Annotated in this window: 8 protein-coding genes; 1 reads left to right on the forward strand and 7 read right to left on the reverse strand. The window is 68.4% G+C overall.

Annotated elements, in window-relative coordinates:
* Positions 1-329: 329 nt before the first annotated feature.
* Together OV079_RS54645 and OV079_RS56410 are read right to left on the reverse strand one after the other, a co-directional pair.
* Entirely contained in the window at positions 330-7,535 is a 7,206-nt protein-coding gene (locus OV079_RS54645) for a tetratricopeptide repeat protein (protein WP_338089112.1), read from the reverse strand.
* Between the two features lie 88 nt (positions 7,536-7,623).
* Positions 7,624-11,412, reverse strand: coding sequence for a hypothetical protein (locus OV079_RS56410; RefSeq protein WP_267773180.1), 3,789 nt, complete (start codon positions 11,410-11,412; stop codon positions 7,624-7,626).
* Between OV079_RS56410 and OV079_RS32990 the strand changes: the two genes are divergently transcribed.
* Positions 11,330-12,463 carry a hypothetical protein gene (locus OV079_RS32990; protein ID WP_267773181.1) on the forward strand — a complete coding sequence of 378 codons (1,134 nt, stop codon included), beginning with the start codon at positions 11,330-11,332 and terminating at the stop codon, positions 12,461-12,463. The genes OV079_RS56410 and OV079_RS32990 overlap by 83 nt on opposite strands.
* Before the next feature lie 297 nt (positions 12,464-12,760).
* Here OV079_RS32990 and OV079_RS32995 read toward each other — a convergent pair whose 3' ends face one another.
* The 5 genes from OV079_RS32995 to OV079_RS33015 all read right to left on the reverse strand — a co-directional run bounded on the left by OV079_RS32995 (position 12,761) and on the right by OV079_RS33015 (position 18,185).
* Positions 12,761-13,564, reverse strand: coding sequence for a tetratricopeptide repeat protein (locus tag OV079_RS32995; RefSeq protein WP_267773184.1), 804 nt, complete (start codon positions 13,562-13,564; stop codon positions 12,761-12,763).
* 446 nt (positions 13,565-14,010) lie between these two features.
* The gene (locus OV079_RS33000; protein ID WP_267773185.1) at positions 14,011-15,540 is read right to left on the reverse strand and encodes an AgmX/PglI C-terminal domain-containing protein; all 1,530 of its coding nucleotides are present in this window, start codon (positions 15,538-15,540) and stop codon (positions 14,011-14,013) included.
* Positions 15,540-16,112, reverse strand: a complete 573-nt coding sequence (locus tag OV079_RS33005; RefSeq protein ID WP_267773186.1) for an FHA domain-containing protein — start codon at positions 16,110-16,112, stop codon at positions 15,540-15,542. Before OV079_RS33005 ends, OV079_RS33000 begins: the two co-directional genes overlap by 1 nt.
* A 120-nt stretch (positions 16,113-16,232) precedes the next feature.
* The gene (locus OV079_RS33010; protein ID WP_267773187.1) at positions 16,233-16,511 is read right to left on the reverse strand and encodes a hypothetical protein; all 279 of its coding nucleotides are present in this window, start codon (positions 16,509-16,511) and stop codon (positions 16,233-16,235) included.
* A gap of 219 nt (positions 16,512-16,730) precedes the next feature.
* Entirely contained in the window at positions 16,731-18,185 is a 1,455-nt protein-coding gene (locus OV079_RS33015; RefSeq protein WP_267773189.1) for a tetratricopeptide repeat protein, read from the reverse strand.
* Positions 18,186-18,200 lie beyond the last annotated feature (15 nt).

Consider the following 18,200-nt stretch of genomic DNA (forward strand, 5'->3'; position numbering starts at 1 on the left):
TGGCACCCCCTGGGCACGCAGCCGGAGCCGTCAGGCAGTGACGCATGACCGGGGCGCTGCCCCGTCACGCGGGTGCTGAGCTTCAGCCGATGCCAGAAGCGGCGATGCAGCCCATCGGCGACAGCGCTGCACGCCGGCGAGGAGCCACGCCGGGACCACGCCTGCTCGCGCGCGGGTGACCTCGCGCTCGCGGCAGGGCCGCCCACCGACCGCGCCTGCGGCGGTGACGTCGCACGCCGAACGAGCCGCGACGTCGGGCGACCAAACGCCGAGAGGGCGGCCTGGGCCGCCCTCTCGGACCTGTCCTTACGGACAGCAGGCTCTCAGTCTCAGGCGACCGAGACGCCGATGCCCTTGCGCGCCTTGAAGTAGTCCTCGCTGATGCTGTAGAGGACCAGCTCCTTGATCTTGTCCTTCGGCGTCATCGCCGAGCCGAACCCGGCCTGCTCCTGGGAGATCAGGTGGGCGGCGGTGATGAGGTCGTCGCACAGCAGGAAGCCGATGCGATAGGCGGTGATCTCGGTGCCGAGGGCCCACTTCTTGACGTCGGTGGAGCCGCCGGCCTCGACGAAGCGGCGCATGAGGCTGCGCATCTGGTCGCGGGCGTTGGCCGGGAGGCGCGACAGGATCTCGCGGGCGATCTGGTCGAGCTCCTGGCGGTTGCCGCCGGTCTCCATGTCGCACATGTGCATGCAAGCGAGGAACACCTGCTTGAGGTTCTGCGGCGAGCGGTCGAGCGCGACGTAGGCGTAGTGCGGCAGGTAGAGGTCGGACATGTACCGGCCGAGGGCGAAGGCGAGGTGCTTCTCGTTCTTGCCCTTGAGCAGGTTCTGGAACACGACCATCGTCGGGTGGACGCGACCGTCGCGCTGGGCGTTGAGCAGCGAGACATCGCCCTGGTCGTCCGGCCGGAGGTAGAGGTCCGGCTGGCCGACGTTGAGCAGCTGCATCACGTACTTGGCCATGCGCGACACCGGCGCGGGGTCGGTGTTGATGTCCGTGCGCTCGTTCGGCTTGAGGTACGCGGGCAGCGGGTTGGCGCGCCAGGCCGCGATGGCCGGGGCGATCGAGCCGAGGATGCCGGTCAGGAACAGGTCCTCGTCCGGGTGGAACACGTGGCGGCGGAGGATCTCCTCCGAGAGCCGCTGACGCGCCTGCCGGAAATCGTTCGTCGCGTACTTGTCGTGGATCTGCTGCTCCTCGGGCGTGGCCTGCTTGAGGAACACCAGCGTCCGCGCCAGGCAGTACGCCTTGTCGAACTGGTTGCTCTTCCGATAGATGTTGAAGAGCGCGTGGTAGCTCTCGTACCGGAAGGGCTCCTGGGCGATGAGGATCTGGTGCTCCTTGACCGCCTGCGTGGCGTACTCCTGCGGGTTCTCCTGCATGAGCGCCTCGTAGAGCTCGGCCAGCAGGTAGTGCCGCTCGGTGTTGCCCGGGTCGAGCTTGGCCGCCACCTCGAAGGCCGCCGTGGCCGCCTTGAAGTCCTTCAGGCGCGTCCGGTAGATCTCCGCGAGGTTCGACCACAGCGTGATCTTCAGGTCGCCCATGCCGTCGGCCGGGAGCCGCTTCAGCATCTTCCGGTACGAGCGCTCGAGGGTCTTCCAGTCCTTCGACTTGGTGACCATCGCGTCGATCGCCTGGAACGCCTTCAGGTACGCCGGGTCGTCGTCGAGCACCGAGTTGAAGCGGTCGATCGACTCGTCGTGGGCCTTGAGCTCGTCGCGGAGCAGGACCGCCGCGGTGTAGTTGTACTTCGAGCGCCGCTTCGGGTCCTTCTCGATCTCGACGATGCGGTCGATGATCCGGATCGACTCCTCCCACTGCTTGTTGCGGGTGTAGATGTCCAGCAACGTGTGCAGCAGCGGGTAGTCCTTCGGCTGCAGGTCGAGGGCGTTCTGGTAGGCCGCCGCCGCCTTCTGCCAGTTCCCCAGCTTCTCGAGGTACAGCTTGCCGATCTCGTTGTAGATCGCCGCCTGCTGATCGCCGGTGGCGGCCACGTCGATCATGGCCCGCTTGGCCTGGATGACGCCCTCCCAGTCGCCCGCGCCCGTCTGCAGCTCGATGACCGCGTTCAGGGTGGCGAGGTCGTGCGGGTCCACCTCGAGCGCCTTCTCGAGGTAGTTGAGCGCCTTCCGCGGCTCGTTCTGCCGCTTCTTGATCATGCCGAGGCGGTAGTAGACGAGGACCGTCTCGGACGAGCTCTGGGTGTCGCGGTGCTGGACCAGGATCGTCTGGTACAGCTTGAACGCCTTCTCCCAGTCCTCCTTCTCGAACAGCAGGTCGGCCATGCCGACGAGCACCTCGCGGTTGGTCGCGTCGATGTCGTAGGCGCGCTTGAACTGCTTCAGGGCCTTGTCGCCGTTGCCCAGCTTGCGCGCCACCTTGGCGGCTCGCAGGTAGAGGTCGCGCTGGTCCTGATCGCCCAGGCCGAGCTGGTCGGCCTTGCGGGTGAGGACGTCGAAGATCGGGTCGGCGTCGGCGAAGCGACCCTCGTCGTAGTAGATCTGGCCGATCACGCGGCCGACCTTGACGTGCTCCGGATCGAGCTTGAGCACCTCGGCGAACAGCGCGACGGCCTTCTCCTTGTTCTCGAGCTCCTCGTAGTAGATGAAGCCGGCCTCGGCCGCGAGCGCGATCTTCTCGAGCTTGGTGTTCGAGTAGCCGAACGCCGCCTCGAGGTTGCGGGCCGCCTTGAGCCAGTCGCGCCGGCCCTTGTACAGCTCCGCCAGGCTGACGATCGCCGGCACGTAGCCCGGGTCGATCTCGGTCGCCTGGGTCAGGCGCCGCTCGGCCTCGTCGAGCTGGCCCAGCTTCTCCTGGTAGACCTGGCCCATGCGGGTCAGGTGCTGCACGCGGACCGCGGGGTCACGCGACAGCTCGACCAGGAGCGCCAGGGTCTTGAGCGCGGCCGGCCAGTCCTCGATCTGCTCCTGCAGGCGAGCGAGCGTGACCGCAGAGTCGAAGTGCTGCGGGCTCAGCTCGAGGATCTCGCTGTAGGTCTCGATCGCGCGGTCGATGTCCTGGATCTGCTTCTCGTAGACCTGGGCCATCGCCACCAGCAGGTCGACCTTGGCGGCGGGCGCCGTGGTGACCGCGATGTGGTTGCGGTAGGTCTCGACGAGCTCGGTCCACTTCTCGAGCCTGGTGTACAGGTCCTCGAGCTGGCGGTAGGTCGGGTCGCGGTACTTGTCGAGGAGGAGGATCTTCTCCAACGCCTCGGCCGCCCGCGCCGGGTCCTGGGCCAGGTTGACGTGCGCGGCCGCCATGCGGTCGTAGATCGCGATCTGCTCGTCGCGCACGGTGGTGGTGTCGAGCTCGGCCTCGAGGACGCCGAGGTACTGCGGGACGCTGCCGCCCGCCAGGTACAGGCGCTCGAGCGCCGCCAGGGCCTCGCGGTCACCCGGCTCGCTGTCGACGATGCTGCGGTAGGTCTCGATCGCCGCCGCAGCGTCGCCGAGCTGGCCCTCCTGCACGCCGCCGATGCGCTTGCGCAGGGCGATGACCTGCTCCGGCTCGTCGAGGGTGCCGACGCGCCGCTCGAGCACGCCGACCAGGTCCTGCCACTGACCCTGGTTCTGGTGCAGCCGGGCCAAGGCGTCGAGCGCGTTGATGTTCTCGCCGTCGATCTCGAGCACCTTGCGGTAGCTCTCGATCGCCGCCGGGATGTCGCCGAGCCCGCCGTCCTGGACCTCCGCCAGCTGCGTCAGCGTGCGGACCTGGATGTTCGGGTCGGTCTCGAGCGGGACGATCCGCGCCAGCGTCTTGGCCAGCTCGACGTTGTTCATCGCGCGCCGGTAGAACCCGGCCTGCTCGCGCAGCGCGTTGATGTTGTTGGCGTTGAGCTTCAGCGCCTCTTCGAGCGACTTGAGGCCGTAGTCGACGCGGTTCAGGTGCTCGCCGTACCAGCGGCCGATCTTCACCCACAGCTCGGCCTGCTCGCTCTTGTCGGGGATCGAGCGGACGATGCCGTTGTACTCGTTGAGCAGCTCGCCCCACTTGTTGGCCTGGGTGGCGAGGCGCTCGAGCTCGCGCGAGGTGTCCTCGTTGGCGTAGTCGATGTTGAACGCGTACTTGAGGACCTCGAAGGCGTTGTCCGGGTCGCCCTGGTTCTCCTCGAAGACCTTCGCCATCTTCTGGTAGGTGGAGACCTTGAACTTGGCGTCGTCGAAGATCTCGACCTGCCGCAGGTAGAGCTCGATGAGCTCGCCCCACGCCTCGGTCTCGCGGTAGATGGTCTCCAGCGCCTCGTGGGCAGGCATGTAGGCCTGGTCGAGGTCGAGGATCTCGAGGTAAGCGCCGGCCGCCTCGGTCTTGTTGCCGAGCTGCTGCTCCCAGATCGCGGCGATCTGCATGAGCACGTCGATCTTCTCGGGCGCCGACTCGACGACCTTGCGCTTCTTCTCGAGGACGCGGATGACCTCGTCCCAGCTGGCCTCGCTGCTGTGCAGGCGCTCGAGCGCCGCCAGAGCCTCGAGGCTGCCCGGCTCGAGCTCGAGGACGTGGCGCCAGGCAGCGATCGCGGCCTGGGTGTCCATGAGGTACTCGGCCTGGATCCGGCCGACCTGGGCGTAGTAGGCGCGGAGCTGCTCCGTGCCGAGGACGCCCGGGCCGAGCTCGATCAGGTTCGAGAGCACGTCGTTGAGCTCCACCCACGACTCGTTGCGCTGGTAGATCGCGTGGAGCGCGGTCAGCGTGTCGAGGTCACGGCCGTTGAGCTCGCGCGCGTTGAGCCACGCGTCGAGGCTGTTGCGCTCCTTGCCCAGCTTGTCGCCGTAGACGTGGGCGAGCTGCTGGTAGATCGCAACCTTCTCGGTCGGCTCCTCGACCGCGAACACCTGCCGCTCGAGCACCTCGGCGAGGTCGTCCCACCGCTGCGAGCGCTCGTGCAGCACGGCCAGCTCGCCCAGCGCGAGCGGGTCCTCGCCGCGCAGCTCGAGCACCTTGCCCCACAGCTCGACGGCGGTCTCCTCCCGCTCGAGGGCCTCGGCCGCGATCTTCGCCATGCGCTGGTAGCAGGCCGCGGTGTCCTCGTCGGTGTTGGCGATCGCCGCCGTGCGCTCGTACGTCTTGTACAGGTCCTCCCAGCGGGCGGCGCTGAGGTACAGGGCCTCGAGCCGCTCGAGGGCGCGGAGGTTGTTGCCGTCGATGTCGAGGGCGCGGTTGTAGGCGGCGATCGCAGCCTCGGGGTTGGCCAGCCACTGCTCGAAGGCGGCGGCGAGGCGCATCTCGAGGTCGACGAGGATCTCGCCGTCCATGGTCGCCTGGATCCGGCGCTGCAGGATCTCGGCGAGCTCCTCCCAGCGACCGGTCTGGGTGTACAGGCGGTCGAGCGCCTGCAGGCCCTCGGCGTGGTCGGGCACCAGCGCGAGCAGCCGGTTGTAGACCTCGATGGCGCGCGCACGGTCGCCGAGCCGGGTCTCGAGGACCTGACCCGAACGGCTGAGCACGGCCACGCGAGCGTCCTGCGAGAGGTTCTGGTTCTCGAGGATCTGCTCGCCGACGTCGACGATGTAGCCCCACTCCTGCGTGAGCTCGGCGAGGCGCTCGATCTCCTCGGCGACCCGCTCGCTCAGCGGATCGTCCATGTAGGCGCGCAGCCACCAGTAGTAGGCCTGGCCGGCGTCGCCCAGCTGCTGCTCGCAGATCTGCGCGGTGTTCTCGATGATCTGCAGCCGCTCCGCGGTGTCGGCGGTGGCGTTCAGCTTGACGTCCGCGAGCTTGATCAGGGCGTCCCAGTTGCGCGACGCCTGGTACAGCGGCTCGAGGATCGAGGCGATCTCGCTCTGGTGCTCGCCCTCGGCGAAGATGAGCTCGAGCGTCGCCTGCGTGGCCGAGCTGTCGGGGTCGATCTCGAGGATCGTCCGGTAGGCCTCGATGGCCTTCGGCAGGTCCTGGATGTTGCCCTGGTAGATCTGGCCCATGCGGTACTGCAGGGCGATGACCTCCTGCTCGTCCGCGGTGATGGCGATCTGCCGGCGCAGGTTGTCGACCAGCGGCTGCCAGCGCTCGAGGCCCGTGTAGATGCGATCGAGCTGAGCGATGGCGTCGCGGTTCTCACCGTCGATGTCGAGGATCGCCAGGTAGCGACCGATCGCGTCGTCGATGCGGTTCAGCTTGGTCTCGAGCACGCCCGCGAGGCGGTGCAGCATGCCGACCTTGGTCGCCGGATCGGGGATCGCGGCGGCCTGCTCGGCCAGCAGACCGGCGAGCTTCTCGTGGTCGCCCGTGACCTCGGCGAGGCGGTGCAGCTGGCCCAGAGTCTCCTCGTGGGTCGGCTCGATCACCAGCGCGCGGGCGTAGGCGGCGAACGCCTGCTCGAACTGCTGCAGCTGCCGCTCGTGGATCGCGGCGATCTGGTGCAGCAGCTCGATCTGCTGCGCCGGATCCTGGACCTGCTTGACCATCACCTCGTAGATGTCGACCAGCTTCTCCCACTCGGCGAGCTGGTTGTAGAACGGCGCCAGGACCTCGGCGGCCAGCATCGGCTGGTCCTCGCCGTGGACGATGCGGTCGAGCGCGGCGATCGTCGGCGCGTGGTCGGGGGCGTGCGCGAGGGTGTCGCGGTAGGCCTCGACGGCGCGGACGATGTCGGCCAGCTGGGTCTCGTAGAGCCCGCCGATCCGGTGACGCAGCGCGGTCTTCTCGTCGCGCTGCGGCGCGACCTCGACGGCCCGCTCGAGGATCCCGAGCTGGTCCTGCCAGCGCTCGGCCTGACCGTAGAGGCGGTCGAGCGCCTGGATGGCGTCGTAGTCGGCCGGCTCGAGGTCGAGGATGGCGCGGTAGGTCTCAATCGCCTGCTCGACGTCCTTGAGCTTCTCGTCGTAGATCGGGCCGAGCTGGTGCAGCCAATAGCGCCGGTGCTCGGGGCTCTCCGCCAGCTCGGTCTTGCGGCGGTAGATGTCCTTGAGGTTCTCCCACGCCTCGGTCTGCGTGAACAGCTTGGCGAGGGCGTCGAGCGCCGAGGCGTCGGCGTCGTCGAGCGCGAGGACCTGCTGGTACAGGGTGATCGCGCCGGCCGGATCCTCCATCGCCGTCTCGCGCGTCTGCGCGGCGTAGAGGAGGAGCGCCTTGCGGTCGGCGACCTCGGTGACCATCTCCGACTTGCGCACCACCGCCTCGACCAGCGAGCTGAAGTTCGAGTTCTTGAGGTGGAGGTTGATGAGCGCGTCGACGGCCTCGAAGTTGCCGGGGTCGACGCCCAGGATCCGCTCGTAGCTCGCGGCGGCCTTGGCCGGGTCCTCGATCACGAGCTCGTAGATCTGGGCGATCTTCACGAGCAAGCGGATGATGAGCGCGTCGTCGACGATGTCGGGGATCGACTCGTCGTAGAGGGCGACGAGGCGCGGGTAGTCCTCGAGCTGGCGGGCCAGCGTCTCGAGCCGCTCCTGCGTGGTGGTGTTGCTCGGATCGACCTTGAAGGCGCGACCGAGGGCGTCGAACGCCTTGCTCGGCTCCTCGCCGGCGATCTCGTACAGCTCGGCGATCCGGTGCAGGAGGCCGATCTTCTCCTCCGCGTCGGAGGCGTGCGTCACCATGATCTCGTACGCCTGGATCAGCCGCGGCCAGTTGTTGTTGACGCGGTAGAACGGCTCGAGGGTCTTGGCGACGGTGAGCTGCTGCTGCTCATGGGTCAGCAGCGTCTCGAGGGCGCCGAGCGCGGTGGCGTTGCCGGCGTCGAGCGCGAGCACGCGGTGGTAGGTCTCGACGGCCTGACCGGCCTGCTCGAGCTTGGTGAGGCGGAGGTCGCCGAGGCGGAGGTTGAGCTCGATCTGCTTGTCGGGGTCGGTCGACAGCGTCAGCTGGCGCTCGAGGTTCTCGGCCAGCTCGGTCCACGCGCCGCGCGCGAGGTAGAGCCGGTCGAGGGCGACGATCGCCTGCAGGTTCTCGAACTCGTCGGCGAGGATCTCGTTGTAGGTCGCGATCGCCTCCTCCTTCTGGCCGAGCATCTCGTCCTGAAGGTAGGCGATGCGGAACCGCAGCTCCTGCCGCTTGCCGCCGTCTTGCGTCAGCGGGATCTGGCTGCGGTACACGCCGAGCAGCTCGCCCCAGTTCTGGTCGCGGCTGTAGAGCTTCTCGAGCGCCTCGAGCGCCTCGACGTTGTCGGCGTCGACCTCGAGCGCCTTCTTGAAGTTCTCGATCGCCTTGGGCGCGTTGCCGAGGCGCTGGTCGTACAGGTTGGCCAGGCGCATCAGCAGGGTGCGCTGCAGCTCGCTCGGCAGGTCGCCGGCGACCGCCTCCTCGAACAGCGCGGCGTAGTCCGCGTAGCGGTTCTCGAGGTGGGCGAGCTTCGAGCTCGGCCTGCGCGGCCTCGTTGCGCGGGTCCTGACGGAACGCGCGGCTGTAGGCGTCGAACGCCGCCGCGGTGTTGCCGATGTTGTTGGCCAGGATGGCGCCGATCTGCAGCAGCAGGCTGACGCGCTCGTCGACGGTGCCGGCGGCGGCGACCTGGATCTCGAGCGTCTGGACCATCTTCGGCCAGTCGAGCAGGCGCTCGTAGACCGGGAGCAGGATGCCGGCCACCGTGGTCTTGAGCGCGTCGTCCTCGAGGTAACCCTCGAGCCGCTTGCGCGCCTCCTCGTTGGCGGCGTCGACGTCGAGGACCTGACGGAACAGGTCGACGGCGTCGGGCGCCGAGTTCAGCTTGTCCTGCTGGACGATGCCGAGGCGGAGCAGCAAGGTCGCGCGGGCCTCGACGTCGTCGGGCGCGGTGACCTCGAGCTCGCGCCGCAGGATGTCGGCCAGCTCGGTCCACTTGCCCTGACCGAGGTAGAGGCGGTCGAGGGCGGCGAGCACGGTCGGGTCCTCGACGCCGGTGGCGAGCACGGCCTCGTAGGCGGTGACGGCCTGGTCGACGTGACCGAGCTGCTCGTGGATGCTGCCGATGCGGGTCTGGATCGCGCGACGGTCGTCGTCGTTGCCGGCGAGCGAGAGCTGGGTGCGGAGGACGTTGAGCAGGTCCTCCTCACGACCGAGCGCGAGGTACAGACGCTCGAGCGAGGCGAGCGCGGTCGGCTCCTCGGCGTTGATCTCGAGGATCGCCTGGTTGGCGGCGAGGGCCGCCTCGAGGTCGCTCGAGCGCTTCTCGTAGATCTCGGCCAGCTTGAGCCGCAGCGGGATGCTGTCGGGGTCGGTGCCGTACTTCTCGATCGCGGCGCGCAGCGACTCGATCTGCTCGGTCCAGGCGCCGATCGACTCGCCGAGGCGGAACAGGTGCTCGCGCGTGTCGGCCTGCGTGTGGTCCTCGGTGAAGGCCTGGCGGTAGTAGGAGAACGCCAGCGCCTCGTCCTGGCTGATGCGCTCGGCCAGCTCGGCGAGCCGGCGGAGCAGCGCCTGCCGCTGCGCCGGATCCTCGCTGTGGTTGAGCTGGATCTTGAGCGGCACCGAGATGTGCCGCTCGTCGTGCGCCTGCTCGTAGAGGTCGATCAGGGCGTCGGCGACGGTGAGGTTGTTGTCGTCGAACGACAGCGCGCGCTCGAGGGCGCGGGTGGCCTTGTCGGCCTTGTCCATGCGCGTCTTGTACAGATCGGCGATCTTGAGCAGGAGCGTGGTGCGAGCCGCCCCCTCGGCGGTCTCGGCCTCGCGCTCGAGCACGCGGATGAACTCGCCCCACTTGTCCTGCTTGGCGTAGAACTCCTGCAGGCTCTCCATGTCGCCGACGGCGAGGTAGAGCTTCTTGAGGGCGTCCTGGGCGCGGCGGTTCTCGGAGTCGAGCTGGTACAGCTGCTCCCACGCCTTGATCGAGCTGGCGTTGTCGTCGAGCTTGTCGCTGTAGTTCGAGCCGAGCTTGATCAGGTAGTTGGCCCGCTTGGCCGGGTCGCCCTCGACCTCGGCGAGCGTGCGCAGGACGCCGGCGAGCTGGCCCCACTCCTTCTCGCGCTCGAGGAGACCCTCGAGCTGCTCGAGCGCCTCGTGGTGGGTCGGCTCCATGGCCAGGACCTGGTTCCACAGCTCGATCGAGAGCGGGTTCTTCTTGATCTTCGTGACCGCGGTGCGGGCGACGTCGAGCAGCTGCTCCATGCGCTGCGCCGGGCTCTCGATCAGCGTCAGCTCCTTCTGCTGGACGTGGACGAGCTTCTCCCAGTCGCGCCGCTTGGCGTACAGGTCCTTGAGCTTGGTGATCGCCTCGACGTTGTACTCGTCGGCCTCGAGCACCGACTCGAAGCTCTTGATCGCCTCGGCCTGGTTGTTGAACTTGTCGAGGAAGAGGCGACCGGCCTCGAGGTGCAGGGCGGTGCGACCGACAGGGTCGGTGGTGAGCTCGGCGCGGCGGCGGATCCTGCTGATCAGGTCCGGCCAGCGCTTCATCTGCTCGAACTGGTTCTGCTGGGTCTCGACGACCTTGAGCAGCGACTCGGTGTCGCCGGCGTCCTCGAGCACCTTCTCGAACGCGGCCAGCGTGGTGACCACGAGGCCGGGCTGACGCAGGTGATCGCGGTAGATGTCGAGCAGCTGCCAGTACGAGGCCTTGGTGTGCTCGAGGTCCTTCTGCGGGTCGCCCTTGAGCTCGTCTTTCAGCAGGTCGGCGACGTTGCTCCACTTGCCGGCCTCGCCGTAGAGCTCCCGCAGGCGCGTCCGCGGGTAGCGCTTCTGCGGCAGCTTGCCCATGGCGTCGCGCCAGGCGTCGATCGCCTTGGCGCCGCCGGCAGCCTCGGCGGTGCGGGCGGCGTTGTAGATCCGGACCTCCTCGGGGAGGAAGATCTCGCCGTGCATCTCGACGCCATCCGCCGGGATCGCGGCGATCTCGGCGGCGATCTTGTCGGCGGCGGCCTTCTCCGCGGCGGCCTTCTCGGCAGCGGCGCGCTCGGCAGCGGCGGCCTTCTCGGCCTTCTCCGCGGCGGCCTTCTCGGCAGCGGCGGCCTTCTCCGCGGCGACGCGCTCGCGCTCCGCCTTGTCGGCGGCGGCCTTCTCCGCGGCGAGACGCTCGCGCTCCGCCTTCTCGGCGGCAGCCTTCTCGGCAGCAGCGGCCTTCTCCGCGGCGGCCTTCTCGGCAGCCGCGGCCTTCTCCGCGGCGGCGGCGGCCTTCTCCGCGGCGATGCGCTCGCGCTCGGCACGGTCGCGCTCGGCCTTCTCCGCGGCGGCGCGGTCGGCCGCGACGCGGTCGCGCTCCTCTCGCTCGGCGGCCTCGGCCTGCTCGGCGGCGGCCTGCTCGGCGGCGAGGGCCGCGGCTGCGGCCTGCTCGCGCGCGGCGTCTTCGGCCGCGGCCTCGTCGACGGCGGCGCGCTGCGCAGCGGCGGCTTCGGCCTCGGCCCGCTCGGCGGCGGCGCGCGGCGGCGTCGTCCGCGGGCGCCTCGAGGGCGCCGAACTGCTGCGTGAACTCGATGAGCGTCGGGTGACGCGGCGCCGCGTTGACGGCGTAGGCGAGCAGGCTGCGGGCGCTCTCGACGTCCTGGCGCTGCTTCCACGCGATCTCACCGCCGAGGATCGCGAGCAACGCCGCGTCGGTCTGGTCGGTGATGACCTGCAGACCGCGCGCGGCCAGCTCGACGAGGCCCTCGGAGTTGCCGGTGCGCTCGGCGGCCTTCTTGAGCATGTGGAACGCGCCGAGGTGCCAGTCGGCGTCGTTCTCGTCCTTGAGCACGCTGACGCCGATCGAGTAGGCGTACTCGAGCGCCTGGCGGAAGAAGTACGCCGCCATGTCGGCGTTGTTGAGGCGCACCTGCCAGATCAGCGCGAACTGACGCAGCAGCGCGACCTTCTTGTCCGGCTCGCTCTCGAGCGCGGCGCGGCGGTCTTGCAGCTTCTGGATGTGCTGCAGGTGACCGCCGCCGGCGAGCAGGGTCTCGGCGATGTAGCCGGCCTCGTCGTTGCTCGGATCGGCGTCGAGGGCCTTGAACAGCAGCGGCAACAGGCGCGGGTCTTCGGGCGCCTCTTGCTGCAAGATCCGCGCGGTGCGGAGGTAGAGCGCCGACAGCTGGTGGCCACCGTTCTCGACGTTCGCGGCCAGCGGGTCAGCCTGGCCGCTGAGCGCGATCAGCTGGTTGATGCAGATGTTCTGCAGCGCGAACTGCCAGTTGCTCCGGTCGTAGAGCGACTCCTGGAAGCGGTCCTGGAACTCTTGATTGCGACCCTCGGCGCTGGCCGCCGCCTCGAGGTACGGGCGCGCCTGCTCGATCTGTCGCAGGTTGAGCAACGCCCGCCCGTAGGCGTAGTTCAGGGCCGGGGCCCGGTTGGGGTCACGATTGGCCCGCAGCTCGAGCGCCATCAGCTTGGTGACCATCTCGAGGTTGGCCATCTGCTGATAGATCTTGCGCGCCGACTCCAGGGCCTTGAGGTTCTCACGGTCGCGCTTGACGGCCGTCTGGTAGAACGTCATCGCCTTGGCCTTGTCGAGCAGCAATCCCTCGCAGGCCTGGGCGAGGTGGTAGAACGCCGCGGACTGCGCCTGAGGCGTGCCGGCGGAGCTCGCCTGCGACTCGGATTCGTCGATCACCCCGCTCCACTCGGAGACCTCGGTGAGCCGTGACTTGATGCGCGTCGTTACTTCCATCTGAGACCCTGTTTTTTGAGCATTATCGGGGGATTACCCCGGGCTCGGGAGACGGCGGATATACCACGCACCTCGCCGAGCGTTCAACGCGTCCGGAACGATTCAACGCAGGCAGGCCGAGTAGGCCCACCGTGCGCACGACGGGGGACACCCGCGGCGAGCCGCGGGGTAACTGATGGTAGGTCGGGCCTGGTGGGCCGCGTAAGTCGAGGTAGCGAGCAGCCCTCGACGGCCCGCGGGGCCCTGGCCTCACGGATACCGTCGGTGTCGGGCTCAGATGACGTCCTGCATGCGAGCGACCGTGTCGCGCGCCGCCTTGATGAGGTCGGGACGGGCGTCGCCGGCCTTGCCCAGGAACAGCTCGAGGTTCTCTTTGGCTTCCTTGCGCTGGCGGAGCTCGGCGTAGGCCATGCCGAGGCCGTAGAGCGCGTCGGCGCCGTCCGGATCGATGGCCTTGGCCTTCGTGTAGGCGTCGATGGCCTCTTTCATCTGGCCGAGCTCGAAGTGCGCACGGCCGAGGCCGTTCCACATGCGCGCGTCCTTGTCGTTGATCTGCGCGCCGGTATCGAGCACCGCCATCGCCACGTTGGCGAAGCCGTAGTCGATGTACATGTTGCCGAGCGAGACGAACGCCGGGCTGTAGCTGGGCTTGATCTCGATGGTCTTGCGGTAGGCGGAGTCGGCCTTCTCGGGCTGGTCGAGCTTCTCGTACAGCACGCCGGTGCGGTAATGGGCGCGGTACATCTTCGGGTCGAGCTTCAACGCCTCTTGGAACGAGTTGATCGCGGCGTTGAACTTGGTCTCGCGCTCCGACGACGACACGCCGTCAGCCTCGCCCTGCGCCTGCTGCACGGCGCCGAGGTCGTACCAGTACTCGGCCTGCGGCTCGGCCTTCATGTTGTCGATCGCGCCCGTGAACGCCTTCTCGGCGTCGACCAGCTTGTTCTGCTTCTTGTAGATCTGGCCCAGAGTGTGATGCGCGGCCGCGTAGGTCGAGTCGAGCTGAATGGCGTCCTGGATCGCCTTCTCGGCGCCGGCGGTGTTGTTGCGGTCGAACAGTTGGATGCCTTCGTTCATCCGATTGATCGCCTGGACTCGGTTACGGCTCGCCAGGCCGTTGCAGGCCGGGAGGAGGACAGCGCAGGAGACGACAAGAGCGGCCAGAGGGGAGAGACGACGCATCAGAGACCTTTCCGGATCGCGTGCGGATGATAACGGGCGGGGCATCTGGTGACAAGGTTGCACGTCGGCGCGATCGTTCGCGCCGTTTCTCGGCCCTCGCGAGGTGCCGCCGATGTCGGGGGCGAAAACGCGCCGTCTGCGCCGAACCTCGCCGAACGGGCTGCCGTGCCCAGCAATGGGTGTTGTGAGTTGACGCGAGCCCGCTGCGGGCGCCGGGCGATCTCGTCGACAGATCTCCAGGAGCGCAGCAGGTCCTCGAACGCCGAAGGCCCGGCGTGCGCCGGGCCTCCTGGCCTTCGAGACATGCTGTCCTTCGGGACAGCCTCACGGATCAACTCAGATCAACCCGGCTCGAGGACGAACGGGTACGAGACGATGACCGAGCCGCCGCCTTCGGGCTTGGGGAAGGTCCAGCGCTTGACCGCCTGGGCGATGCAGGAGCCGACCGCCGGGTCCTTCATCGTGCTCTCCTGGACCACCGCGGTGGGCACCTTGCCGGTGCCGCCGATGGTGAACTGGACGGCGACGCGGCCCTTGGCGTTGGGGTCGCGGGCGAGGGCCTGGTTGTAGCAGTAGCGGACCTCGTTGATGTGCGCGCGGACGATGCGGCGGATGATGTCCTTGTCGAGCGCGCCCTGGACCTCGGCCTTGGCCTGACGGACCGTCGGGACGCGGGTGCCGCGGCCGCCGAAGCCGGCGCCGGCGCCACGGCCGTAGCCGGAGCCCGTGCCGCCGCCGCCGCCCTTGCCGATGAGGCCCGTGTTGCCGAGGCCGATCGTGCCCTCGCCGGTGCCGCCGCCGCCGCGGCCGGTGCCGACCAGGCCGAGGCCGCCGACGCCGTACGCCTCGCCGATCTCCGTGCCGGTGAGGCCGCCCCACACGTCCGCGTCGTCGTTGCCGACCGCGAACGCGCCGCCGTACGGCGAGGCGAGGAAGTGGCCGCTCTCGGCGCTCATCACCCCGAGGATGCCGGCCTGGCGCGCGGCCATGTCGGGGTCGAAGTTACGGGCCATCTGCGGGATGGCGTCCTTCGGGCCCTTCATGGCGTAGAGGCCCGACTTGGTCTTCGAGGTGGGCTTGCCCATCTTGCCCTCCTCGCCCTTGTGACGCTGACCGGTGCCGCCGGCCTCGTCGTCGGAGTTCTCCATGTCCTCCGGCGGCGGCTCCTCCTCCTCCGGCGGCTTGTCGGGCTGGTTGAGGTAACCGACGAAGCGGTTCTCTTCCATCATCTCGTCGAGGCTCAGGTTGCCGGCCTCGTTGGGGATCAGGTGCGTGAGCACCAGCAGGCTGCCGATGACCACGAACGACGCGCCGTTGTAGATCCAGAACGGCTTGTCGGTCTCGCTGCCGCCCTTGATCACCGCGCCCGGCGCGACCGAGTTCACGTAGAAGGTGACGTCCTGGTACTTGACCCGCGCCGTCGCTCCGGGCGGCAGCGGGAAGCTGAACGACGAGCCCTGCGAGCCCGCGCGGCCGGTGGCGACCAGCTGCTGCAGCGTGATCGTCTGGCCGTCGAAGGTGACCTCGCCGCTCATGTTCTGCGTGAAGTTGAGCGCGAACTCGTGGTCGCTGCCGCGGACCAGCGGGAAGCCGTTGGGCTCGGGCAGGCCGGCCGGCGGCACGTGGAACGACGCGCCGTGGCCCTCGCCGATCGTGAAGTTCTTGTTGACGTAGTCGCCGGTGCGGATGAGGCCCATGCTGAACGGCACGAGGCCCGCGATCGCCAGCAACATGCCGATCGCCGCCAGGCCGTTTCCGGGCGGGGTCGGGCGCGGCGTGCCCTGCTCGATCGACTCCTGGACCCGCTTGCCGTAGCCCGGCCAGTCCTGGTTCACGTCGCTGAAGAACACCGCCGTGCCGGCGGCCAGCATCACTCCGCCAATGGCGAGGAAGAGCGGCGCCTGCGACTTGCGGTTCTTCGCTGGCCGACGTGCTGCACGTCGAGCACCGTCGAGCCGTACATCGCCACGACCTCGGCCACCCGCGAGCCGCTCTGAACCTCGACCTCGCTGAGGTCGATCTGGATCGGGGCCCGCGTCGCCATCGGCGCCGCCGCGAGCGGAGCCGCCGCCACCGCGGCCGCCGCCACGGCCACCGGCGCGGCCACCTGCGCCGGCGCCGGCGCAGCCGCGACCTGCTGCTTGGCGAAGCCGACCTCGAGCCGGTACGGCCCGAAGTTCAGGGCGTCGCCGTCGTGCAGCACCGCGTTCTTGTCGATCCGCTGGCCGTTGAGCACGGTGCCCGCCGCGCTCCCGAGATCGATCACCCGCACCTCTTCGCCGGACACCTCGATCACGGCGTGCATGCGGGCCACGGCCTCGTCATCCAGGCAAACGTGGCTGCTCTTCAGCTTGCCAATCTTGATGACATCCTGCGTCAGCGTCTGGGTGTCGACGAGCTGATCGCCGTAAAAGACTTTGATAGCGAGCGTCTTGGTGGACATGGTCGGTCCTCGGTCCGGCGGATTGCGCGGGCAGAGACAGCGGGCTGCGGTGGCGGTTCCCGGGTTCCGGGGATTGTTCAAAAAAGAAACGTGAGTGAAGGCACGGACGCAGGGCCCGGATCACACATCGTTGGCCATCTTGATGAGCTCGGGGATGAAGTGCGGCCGGATGGTGATGAGGCTGGCGTGCTTGGTGCGGCCACGGGAGGCGATGTTGGCGCCTTCGGGCGAGAGCAGTTCGCCGTCGACGTTGTCGTCGTCGAAGTCGTAGACCGTGGTGCCGCTGCCGCCCTTGCCCTTGTTGGCCGAAGTGTCGGCGTCCTGGTCGCTGGCCGGAGCCGCGAAGGCGGTGGTCGAGGCGAAGAGCGTGGTCAGCAGAGTGATCAGAGCGAGCCGCATGATGAAACCTCGTGGAGCGGTCCCCCTGGGACCTTCACGCACCATACCTCGCCCCGGCCAGCCTTGTAAACGCCCGGCCATTGTGATGCGGCGGCCAGCGAGCGCGAACGAGGGAGGAGACGGCTCCGGCTGCGAGATCGCTCCGCCCGCGGGCGAACGGGGACCAAACAAAGGGGCGGCCGTCCGGCCGCCCCTCATGCGCGGATGACGAGCTCCCGATTACTTGGGAGGCGTCGCGCCGGCGGCGGGCGCTGCGCCTGCAGCCGGAGCGCTGCCCGCGGACTCGGCGGCCTCGGCCTGCTTCTCGAGCTCGAGGAGTCGCTTGCGCTCTTCCTCTTCCTGCTTCTTCGCCTGCGCCTCGAGCTCCTTGGCCTTCTTCATCATCTCCTCGGAGACGCGGTTGAAGGCGATGGTCTCATCGATGGTGGCGATGCGGTCCTTGGCCAGCAGGACCTGCTGGGTCCACTTCTTGTCGCTCTTCACCGTCTCGATGAACTTGTTGTAGTGGCCCTTGGCGACGTTGATGAGCTTCTCGTTCTGCGCCGTGTCCACCGTGTCCTGGGTGCTGATGTGGTCCTGGTACAGCACGCCGAGGTTGTAGAGCGGGCGCGGATCGGAGGCGTTCAGCTTGAGCGCCTTGTTGTAGGAGGCCTCGGCCTCCTTGAACTTCTTCAGGCCGCGCTGCGCCACGCCGAGAGCGAGGTGCGCCTCGGTGTTCTTGGCCTGACGCGAGTCCTTCAGCGCGATCTCGAACGCCTTCTCCGCGGTGGCGTAGTCGCGGAAGCGGATCGAGATGAAGCCGATGTTGAGGTTCGCCTCGACGTGGTTCGCCTCGACCCGCACCGCCTCCTTGAACGCCTTGAGGGCGTTGACCTGGTCCTGACGCTCGAGCAGGAGCAGGCCCTGGATGTTGTACAGGTCGGCGGACTCGCGGCTCTCGTTCTTGAGCACGCGGACGCCCTGGGTCACCACGAGGTTCGCGAGCACCAGGTACGACTTGTCCTTGCTGTGACCGCGGTCGTAGTAGATGCGCGCGAGGTTCTCGTAGGCGGCCTGGTTGCCCGAGTCGAGCGCGAGCACGCCCTGGATCGACTTCTCCGCCTCGTTGAAGGCGTTGGCGTCGGTGTTGCCGACGTACTGGTTGCGCAGCAGGCCGGCGACGTTGTTGCGGGCGGCGCGGGCCGACAGCTTGTTGGCCTCGACGCCCTTCTTGAACATGTCGAGGGCCTTCGACTCCTGGCCCTTCTTCCAGTAGATGACGCCGAGGTTGTTGTAGGCGAGGTCGAACTTGGGCGCCTGGGAGATGAGCTGGGCGTAGATGCCCTCGGCCTTGTCGGCCTGGCCGCACTCCTCGTAGACGACGCCCGAGTTGAACTGCGCGAGGGCCATCTGCACGCCGTGGGTCTTGTAGACCTTCTGGAAGTTGCCCGCGACGCGCTCGCACTCGTCGCCGCTCAGCTTGCCGTCGCTCTTGGCCGCGTTGTAGGTCTTCACGGCCTCGGCGAAGTCGTTCTTGGCCTCCTTGGAGGCCTCGGCCGGCGCCGGCCCGCTCGGGCCGCCGCCGCCGCCGCCACCGCCGCCGCCCGGGGTCTCGGTGCCGGTCTTGTTCTTTCCGCAGGCCGTCATTGCGACAGCCAGGGCGCCGATGCTTGCGATCTTGATCAGGTTACGCATGGTGGTCGCTCCTTT

It is taken from the genome of Nannocystis pusilla (assembly GCF_026626665.1).
GTDB classification, from domain to species: domain Bacteria; phylum Myxococcota_A; class Polyangia; order Nannocystales; family Nannocystaceae; genus Nannocystis; species Nannocystis pusilla.